This window comes from Pseudovibrio sp. Ad5 (assembly GCF_001623095.1).
GTDB lineage: Bacteria > Pseudomonadota > Alphaproteobacteria > Rhizobiales > Stappiaceae > Pseudovibrio.
In genome coordinates this window covers 1-8907 of the sequence record NZ_LMCH01000031.1, presented here as the reverse complement: position 1 = coordinate 8907, position 8907 = coordinate 1, and the positions used below count along the sequence as shown (strand labels likewise).

At 51.0% G+C, this 8907-nt stretch carries 11 protein-coding genes; 2 read left to right on the top strand and 9 right to left on the bottom strand.

Going from position 1 to position 8907, the window contains the following annotated elements:
• The 9 genes from PsAD5_RS14155 to PsAD5_RS14115 form a co-directional block, all read right to left on the bottom strand.
• A partial coding sequence (locus PsAD5_RS14155) for an IS110 family transposase (RefSeq protein ID WP_153041391.1) occupies positions 1-353 on the bottom strand: 353 nt, incomplete at its 3' end.
• A gap of 331 nt (positions 354-684) precedes the next feature.
• On the bottom strand, positions 685-1308 hold the full coding sequence (locus PsAD5_RS14150) for a 2-dehydro-3-deoxy-6-phosphogalactonate aldolase (RefSeq protein WP_063292593.1): 624 nt from the start codon (positions 1306-1308) through the stop codon (positions 685-687).
• A gap of 17 nt (positions 1309-1325) precedes the next feature.
• The gene (locus PsAD5_RS14145) at positions 1326-2234 is read right to left on the bottom strand and encodes a 2-dehydro-3-deoxygalactonokinase (protein WP_084405976.1); all 909 of its coding nucleotides are present in this window, start codon (positions 2232-2234) and stop codon (positions 1326-1328) included.
• Between the two features lie 83 nt (positions 2235-2317).
• Complete coding sequence (locus PsAD5_RS14140; RefSeq protein WP_063292592.1) at positions 2318-2983, bottom strand: GntR family transcriptional regulator; 666 nt, start codon at positions 2981-2983, stop codon at positions 2318-2320.
• Positions 2984-3164: 181 nt separating this feature from the next.
• Complete coding sequence (locus tag PsAD5_RS14135) at positions 3165-3836, bottom strand: RraA family protein (protein WP_063292591.1); 672 nt, start codon at positions 3834-3836, stop codon at positions 3165-3167.
• Between the two features lie 18 nt (positions 3837-3854).
• A complete protein-coding gene (locus PsAD5_RS14130) occupies positions 3855-4853 on the bottom strand; it encodes a C-terminal binding protein (protein WP_084404354.1) in 999 nt (332 codons plus the stop codon).
• 17 nt (positions 4854-4870) lie between these two features.
• The gene (locus PsAD5_RS14125) at positions 4871-6154 is read right to left on the bottom strand and encodes a TRAP transporter large permease (RefSeq protein WP_063292590.1); all 1284 of its coding nucleotides are present in this window, start codon (positions 6152-6154) and stop codon (positions 4871-4873) included.
• Positions 6151-6651 (bottom strand): TRAP transporter small permease, encoded by a 501-nt coding sequence (locus PsAD5_RS14120; RefSeq protein ID WP_063292589.1) that lies wholly within the window; start codon positions 6649-6651, stop codon positions 6151-6153. The genes PsAD5_RS14125 and PsAD5_RS14120 overlap by 4 nt, the downstream gene beginning before the upstream one ends.
• 72 nt (positions 6652-6723) lie before the next feature.
• On the bottom strand, positions 6724-7722 hold the full coding sequence (locus tag PsAD5_RS14115; RefSeq protein WP_063292588.1) for a TRAP transporter substrate-binding protein: 999 nt from the start codon (positions 7720-7722) through the stop codon (positions 6724-6726).
• Between the two features lie 738 nt (positions 7723-8460).
• Between PsAD5_RS14115 and PsAD5_RS14110 the strand changes: the two genes are divergently transcribed.
• Both PsAD5_RS14110 and PsAD5_RS14105 read left to right on the top strand, forming a co-directional pair.
• Complete coding sequence (locus PsAD5_RS14110; RefSeq protein WP_063292587.1) at positions 8461-8709, top strand: hypothetical protein; 249 nt, start codon at positions 8461-8463, stop codon at positions 8707-8709.
• The coding region (locus PsAD5_RS14105) for an IS110 family transposase (RefSeq protein WP_153041390.1) at positions 8691-8907 on the top strand (217 nt) is incomplete at its 3' end. The genes PsAD5_RS14110 and PsAD5_RS14105, both read left to right, overlap by 19 nt.

Sequence of the window (8907 nt, the reverse complement as noted above, 5' to 3'; positions counted from 1 at the left end):
CTTTTCATATGCACTGGGCTATACCAGCCGGAACGCAGGACTTGCGCTATGCCGCGTGCATCATTCTTATCGGTCTTGTTACGCATGGCCGACAGAGCCGCATGCACTTGCCTTGCCTCCATGCAGACAACGTCAAAGCCATGTTGTTCTTTCAAACCGTAAAACAGAGGCTGGCTCATTGTTCCAGCTTCAAAGCCAAGACGGGTGATAGGCAACGACGTCTGAGCTAAGGTATTGGCGATAACATCAACTTCGCAGGCAACCAAGCGTTCAAATATAATCTTGCCTTCGCCGTCAATCACACAGATCGAAACAGACCGTAAAGAAACATCCAAACCAGCATAGTATTCCATGGTGCTCTCCCATCCTCGCAGCAATATGCTGCGATCTTAACAGGAGCTGACCTCTCGTGAAGGACGAGCCCGATTACGCATGCTTTTGGCCCGCAACAACATTCTACCCCTGCGAATGCCTGTGCGCAATTAAGCTTTTCGATGTGAACTTTAATATTCAAAACTAAGGCGAGGAGCATATTTGCTGCAGCCAGTATGTAACTTTTTTGACAAGTGTCTCTTTTCTGCTGATGTCTGTTATTTGGAGCAATTGTCAATATGAAAGAAAATTACTCACCCACATAAACCATCGTAGGTGCTCATCAATGTGGCACCTACGATGGTTTAAGATTTACGTGAGTTTGACGTTCGCCATCAATGCTTTCGCATGGGCGGTAATGGCATCTAGTCTTGTTCCTGGACGGAACAGGGATGAGCCGATGCCGGCACCGCTGGCTCCCGCTTTCATATAGTCTGCGATGTTGCTTACATCTACGCCGCCAACGGGGAGTAACTTGATCTCTTTTGGGATAACAGCACGAAATGCCCGGATGATTGCCGGTGGACATAGCTCGGCAGGGAAGAGTTTCAGTCCGTCTGCGCCAGCATCCAGTGCTGCGAAGGCTTCTGTTGGCGTGTAGATGCCGGGTAGCCAGCTAAAACCGTACTTTTGCGCAGCAGCACCTACTTCAAGAGAGAAGTTCGGCGCAACGACAAACTCGCCGCCACAGTCTTTCAGCTGGTTCACCTGAGCGGGTTTAAGCACCGTTCCAGCACCAACACAAACAACATCACCCAGCTGTTTTGCAATGCGCTCAATACTGTTGAAAGGGTCAGGAGAGTTGAGCGGTACTTCCATAATTTTGATGCCGCCTTCAATCAAAGCGGATGCAACATCAATGGCTTCCTCTGGTTTCAATCCACGCAGAATTGCGACCACAGGGGCTTCAGAAAAGATATCTTCAAATTTTGACATCAGTGCTTCCTTCGATATCAAATCAGTTTTCGGGATTGAGCGAGTTCTACAGCGCCGTAAACAACGCCGCCGGGCGGCACCACACGTGACACGCCCTCAAGGATTTCAAAGGCACATTTGTACATATCGGGCAGTGCGCCATTTCCGAGAATCCAGATTGGTTCTTGTGAGGGCAGGAGTTCTCCAATCTCGGCGCCAATCAGCATACCGCTCAGATAAGACGCGGTTTTTTCTTCAGGCAACTTGTCCACCAGCACGCGGGACCTTGCGGTGAACACACGGTTGAGCAGCGCACCTGCTTTCCCTTCACGCGCACCAAAGCGCACCCCCTCTTCAAACCAGTCGCACAGTGCTGTTGTCTTTCCAAATGCACCGAGGATCGATGCTGAGGTCAAAGCATGGAACATATCGCCTGTCAGGTAGGTTTTGTAAGCAGTGATGGCACCATCCTGAACTGAGACATGCTTGGAATGCGTGCCCGGAATAACCATGGCCGCATTGCTCAGCGCAAGCATCTCTATGGCACCAAAGATCTCGGTTTCTTCACCGCGCATCACATCGGCATTTTCACCCACTGCCATAATGCCTGGTATGAACCAGATCTCACCCAAGCCCTCAACCATCATCGAGACCATATCTTGAGAAAGAGCACTCGGCCTTGTTGGCATGGTTGCATAAGGCACCTCCAGCCAACCGTTGCGTGATCCAATCATACCAGAAAGGATAATCGGCAAATCACTCCGGTATCCTTCAAGTTTGGTGATATTGGTCTTCAGGACCTGTTCGAAGCGATCTTTTGCCGCCAGAATACCTTCTGATGTGGCTATCGTGTCGATGACTTGTGCATCTGATGTGACCGTGCGTGCTCTGAAAGAGCTGGTACCCCAGTCCACGGCGATCAGAGCCGCAGCCTTTTCGTTCGTCATTAGTGTCTCCACATGCCAAGACCAGTCATTGTCCTGGCAGTTGAGGCCTGCTGTTCTTGCAAGCAAACCTCTGGAGATAAGCCCTAAAGGCTGGAGATGTCAGATACGCCCTTGTCGAAGGTTCGTATGTAGCGGCCGATGTGGAACCCAAGTGTGTCTAGTGCTGCTGCAATATCATCGCGGGCCAGTGCCTCTACCATTGCTCCATGCTCTTCAAACGACTTATCTGTTTGAATGACGTCCTTCCCCAGATGCGTACGGATCGCAGCTATTTTGGCTTCAATCAGGCTGTAGCCTTTGATCAGATAGCGGTTCTTGCAAAGGTCAAACATGACCCGGTGGAACTCGATATCTAATTGCAGGTAACGGCTGATGTCATCCTTCTCTTTTGCAGGAACCATTTCTTCACGAATTGCACTCAACCGTTTCACGAGCTCAACTTTGTTGCGCTCATATGCCAACTGAAGGGCGGCGCGCTCCAGAATGACACGATGCTCTGTCAGTTCAACATTATCCAGTCCACTGAGCGTGAACACAAAGGTGCCATGCTGCGGGAACACTTCCACCAGCCCTTCAACACGCATTTGTGCAAGGGCATGACGGATCGGGGTCTTACTGATATTCAGATACTCGGCGAGCTTTTGCTCAGAGAGTGCTTCTCCAAGTTTGAATACGCCCTTCATGATGGCCTCACGCAGTTTTGCGGTTGCCAAATCAGACAGGGAGACTGGACGAAGAGTTTCTTCCATTAGGTGTATACTTCACTTAGAGAGATCGGTTAGTAGGTCCTCATGCAAAAGGCACGAAACGCAGGCTAGGGTATAAGACGGTGACATACAGTCATCAAGGACTGTTCTTTGGTTTTCTTTCACGAATTGGCGTAGATGGCCGGGATTGCAAAGAAAATCAGCACTCCCGACCAGAAGCAGATTAGATCCGGCCAAACTCGGCAAGAAGATCTTCTACAGTCTTTCCTTTAGCCACCCATTTGCGGGTTTCTTCTTCGCGGTCCGCCTGTTCTTTCGCCAGTTTCACAACTTCCTCGGCTTTTTCCAGCGGCACAACGGTGACGCCCATAAGATCAGCAACGATGAAGTCACCCGGCTTTACAACAACACCGCCGCATTGGATTGGCACGTTGATGGAAAGCTCTTCCTTGCGGCCAGAGAACATGGTGTGTGTGCCGCGAGGTGTGATCGCACGGGTCCAGATTGGCCAGTTGATGTCTTCCAGCTCGTCCGTATCACGGCCAGCACCATCCACGATCATGCCGCGAATGCCGCGGTTTTGAGCCAGACCGCCCATGAGACCACCGCATACGGAGGTGTTGGGATCACCGCCTGCATCCACAACGATCACATCGCCCGGCTGACCCATTTCAAGTGCCTTCAAAGGATCAACCAGATCACCTTTTGAGAGCTGAACGGTGATCGCCTGACCACAGACCTTTGCGCGGAACGGAGGTTTGATGCCGCTGTCCATAACGCCGGTGCGGTACTGCACATCTGCAAACACTGCGGTTGCGGAGTAGCATTTCAGGACTTCGTCAAACTTTTCCAGCAGGTCTGGGCGACGCTCGAACTCGTTGAATACTTTAAGCATTGTAGCTTCCTTATGATTTTATTTGGCCTGAAGGCGTTCTAGGTTGACGGTGTATTCGGCAGGCTTGCCGGTCAGCACCAAGGCGACCTGACGGGCGGCGGTTTCGCGGGCCTGACGAATGGATTCCTCTGAGTAGTAAGCTGCGTGTGGGGTCACGATCACATTTGGCAGCGTGAACAGAGGATTGTCGGCAGGGTCCCAGGACGCGCGTTTGGCTGGCTCTTCTTCAGGATCATCCAGCCCAGCACCTGCCAGCGTTCCTTCGGTCAATGCTTTGTAGAGCGCTTTGTTATCGATGGTTGGACCGCGGCCTGTGTTGATGACGATGGCCCCCGGTTTCATGGCAGCAAACTCAGCATCCGACAGGAAGTGACGGGTTTGCTGTGTCATTGGCACCTGCATGCAGATGTAATCAGATTGTGCCAGCAGCTCGTCTTTGTTGACGAGACGACCGCCGTGTTCTTTCACGATCTTCTCATCCACGAACGGATCATAGACAATCAGCTCCACCCCGAAGGCTTTTGCTCGCTGCGCGATGGCCTGACCAATCTTGCCAAAGGATACCAGACCAAAGGTGCGGTCTCTCAGGCGATGAACCGGCTGACCTGACTGCCAGCGCCAGATGCCAAAGTGGGTGGCCTTGTTGTAATCCTGCAACTTGCGCACAAGGGTCAGCCACAGCGAAATTGCATGGTCCGCTACTTCTTCAGTGCAGTAATCCTGCACGTTGGTGACGAGGATGCCCTTGTCGGTCGCCGCATCAACATCAACAATATCGACACCAACACCATAACGGGCAATCACCTTACACTGCTCCATCTTTTCGATGGTGCGTGCGCCAACTTTTGCGTACTGGTTCATGATTGCCGCGCAGTCGCGGGCTTCTTCAAAAAGATCTTCTTCGCACTTTGCCTGCAAAGCCACCACACGGGCGCCAGCTGCTTCAAGGATCTTGCGTTCGACCTCGTAGTCACCGTAATCATAGTCAGAGATAATGACTTTGGGTGCTTCGGACATTGTTATAACTCCTTGATTTACCAAAGCGACGGAAGAGTGAGAGAGATTGCGGGCACATAAGTGACCAGCAGCAGCAGCACCAGCATTCCGATAAAGAATGGCAAGATTGCTTTACTGAGGTTCTCGATAGAGACGCCCGAAATACCACTGGCAACAAAGAGGTTGACGCCAAGAGGAGGGGTACAGAACCCGATCGCCAGATTAACTGTCAGGATCACACCAAACACGATCGGATCGACACCAAGTGCTGTCACAACCGGCAGCAGGATCGGGGTCATGATGATGATCGAGGAAATAGTTTCCATGAACATGCCGACGATCAGCAGTACGATGTTGATCAGCAGCAGGATGACAATCGGGTTATCTGAGAAACTGGTTAGAGAGCGGGCCAGATCGGCAGGCAGCTGAGCGATGGTGATCAGGCGACCAAAGGCGGTTGCCATGATAACAAGGATCAGGATTGTGCCACTGGTTTTTGCGCTTTCTGCAAGTATGTTGAACAGGTCCCTGAAGGCAATATCCTTGTAAAGGAACAGACCAATAAACGTTGCATAAACAACCGCAACCGCGCCAGCTTCTGTCGGGGTGAACACACCACTGTAGATGCCACCAAGAATGATGCCGGGAACCAGCAAAGACCAGATGGCTTCTTTAAAGCTGACCCAGATGTTGGCTGGTTCAAACTTCGTGGTGGACTGGGCGATCTTCTCGTCATTGCGCAGCAGGTAACGTGCTGTACTCATGAAGACGAGCGCAAACAGAACACCAGGAATGATCCCAGCCAGGAACAGCTTGCCGATGGAGACTTCAGCAGTCACACCGTAGATGATGAAGGGAATGCTCGGAGGAATAAGCACGCCAATCATACCGGCAGAGGCTGTCAAAGCGCCTGAGAACGGGCGTTTGTAGCCGACTTTTTCCATCTCTGGGATGAGGTTGGAACCGATCGCCGCAACAGTTGCCGGAGCAGAGCCAGAGATTGCAGCAAAGAACACGCACGCCAGCACATTCACATAAGCAAGACCGGCACGGATATGCCCAATCAAGGCGTTGGAGAAAGACACCAAGCGGCGTGACATGCCGCCATGCTGCATCAGATCTCCTGCCAGAATAAACAGCGGCACCGCAATCAAGGGGAATGAGTCAGCACCAGTAACGACAGACCGGGACAGAAGCACAAGCGGTGGGGTGCCATCTACAAACACCATGACGATCATGGAGGATAGGCCAAGGCAAATCCCGATAGGAATGCTGAAGAACAGCAGTATTACCAGGCTGATAAAGAGGATACCTGCAATCATGACAGATCTCCGGTTTTATGAGGTGCAACCAGTTGGCGAACGGTTTTGAGGATGTTCTGAGCAATGCGGAAGGAAGACAGCACAGCTCCAACAGGGGCGGAGGCATACAGAATGGGGATTGGGAAGCCGAGAACGACAGACTTTTGATGAGCCACAAAAGGTTCCATGATCAACTTGATGCACTCAACGGAAAGGACGCAAAGGAACGCAAGAACAGCAAGATCTACGGCCAGTTCCAGCCAAAGTTGCTTGCGCTCGCTGAGAGCGGTTTTGAAGATTGTGATGCGCACATGGTCTCTGCGGTGAAACGCATAGCTGACCGAAAGCCAGATGAACCAGACGAAGATCCACAAGGTCAACTCTTCGCCCCATGAGAGCGAGGCATTCATGACGTAGCGCATGAACACATTTGCGGAGATCAGCAATACCATTCCAGCCAGAAGCGAGGCAATAAGAACCCGCTCCAAATTGGCGTTAAGCCATTTGAGGTAAGACATTTTCTCCTCCTGCGAGGACTTATTTTTTGGGGAAGACGGAGGAGTGCTCAGACAAGCACTCCAACCAGAGTTTTACTCAGCTGTTACCTTTGCAACCGCTTCAACCCATGCGTCGTATGCATCAGGACCAATGGTGTCTCTGTACTGAGCACGCACACCCTCGGTCATTTCGCTGAAGGTCGCACGTTGTTCTGGGGAAAGGTTCATCACTTTAACGCCAGAAGCTTCAATGCGCTTTAGCTGTTCGGACTCTTCTGCGTTCACCAGTTCCTGCTGATAGGCCGCCGTCTTTTTCATCGCATCACGAATGAGAAGCTGCTGATCTTCTGGCAGTCTTTCAAAGACAGATTTGCTGATAACTGGCAGATACACCGTAAACACGTGACCGGTCAGAGACAGATTGCTTTGAACCTCATAAAAACGCTGGGAGTCGATGATCGCAATTGGGTTTTCCTGCCCATCAATCACACCTTGCTGCAGTGCAGAGTACACCTCGCCAAAGTTCATCGGGGTCGGATTTGCGCCAAGAGCGGTAAATGTGTCCACGTGCGCCGGAACCTGCATGGTGCGCAGCTTAACGCCCTTCAGGTCTTCAGGTTTTTCAATCGGGCGCACATTGTTTGTAATGTTGCGCATACCCAACTCGAGGTAACCCAGACCAACGAGTCCCTGATTATCAAGGCGGTTAAGCATATCCTTGCCTGCTGGACCGTTCATGACATCCAGAGCAATTTGCTTACTTGCGTACATATAAGGAAGCTCAATCACAGCAAACGCAGGATCCCAACCCGCGAAGATTGCCGAAGGAGAGACTGCCATTTGCAGAATGCCGGTCTGAACGCTCTCGATCATTTCACGATCCGGACCAAGTTGAGAATTCGGGAAAATCTGCACTTCAAGTTCGTTTTTGGAACCTGTTTCGATCAGCTCTTTGAAATGCTCGATCGCTCTGTGCATGTGGAACTGTTCGTTGGTTCCGTGCCCAAGTTTAATGATGGTTTTAGCTGACGCGCCGAATGCTAGCCCCACAGACAACGCTACGCCCAGACAAATTGTAGACTTCTTAAACAAGACGTCCTCCCTAATTTTGATTGGCTGCTCCCTGCAACCCATCATTGCTATACTACTATACCAATGAATTTGAAAATACGTCTTTATACGTAATTTAGCTCAGCAAAAGATGCGTAAACAATCGCGAGAAGCGTTGGAAGAAAAGTCCTAGAGATATAAGTGAGTTAAGGAGACCTAGATACTAACACGCGCGTGAGGGATTCCCACCAGAGAGAATTGCCCGATCACGTCGTTGGTCCAAAATGGATAGCCTGGATTGCCCACCTGAGCTTCTGGCACACATTTCTCCGCTGGGATGGGCTCATATCTTGCTGACAGGAGAATATGGTTGGCTGAAACGATGAGACACTCGACTTAGCATACTATTCTGCCCCTACCTGAAACGACCCCAATGGGGACATTATTGTCATTTTGCACCTGCAGATGCGTACCCTCAGGCAAATGACCGCGGTAATGAGCTAATCGCACAGTTCTCACGCCTTAACTGGTGTGAGGCGGGGTTCTTGACAAAGCTCGTTTGTCTGAACGCCGGGATGTTTCTTCAACTCTAGGGAGAACCTCTTGAATGTCCGCAGTTGGCGGTGGATTCAACAGGTCGCGGCAACTCACTCTGAGAACTTCTAGTTATTCCTAGCACGTTGCAGCATAACCATTAGCATGCGTAATCGGGCTCGTCCTTCATGAGAGGACAGCTCCTGTTAAGATCGCAGCATATTGCTGCGAGGATGGGAGAGCACCATGGAATACTATGCTGGTTTAGATGTTTCTTTACGGTCTGTTTCGATCTGTGTGATTGACGGCGAAGGCAAGATTATATTTGAACGCTTGGTTGCCTGCGAAGTTGATTTTATCGCCAGTACCTTAGCTCAGACGTCGTTGCTTATCACCCGCATTGGCTTTGAAGCAGGAACAATGAGCCAGCCTCTGTTTTACGGTTTGAAAGAACAACACGGTTTGACGTTGTCTGTATGGAGGCAAGGCAAGTGAATGCGGCTCTGTCTGCTATGCGTAACAAGACCGATAAGAATGATGCACGCGGCATAGCGCAGGTCCTGCGCTCCGGCTGGTATAGCCCAGTGCATATGAAAAGCCGTCGCTCGCATGCAATGCGTACGCTCCTGAGCAGTCGCAAGGCATGCTTGCGTAAATGCATAGACTTGACAAACGAGGTACGCGGGCTCTTGA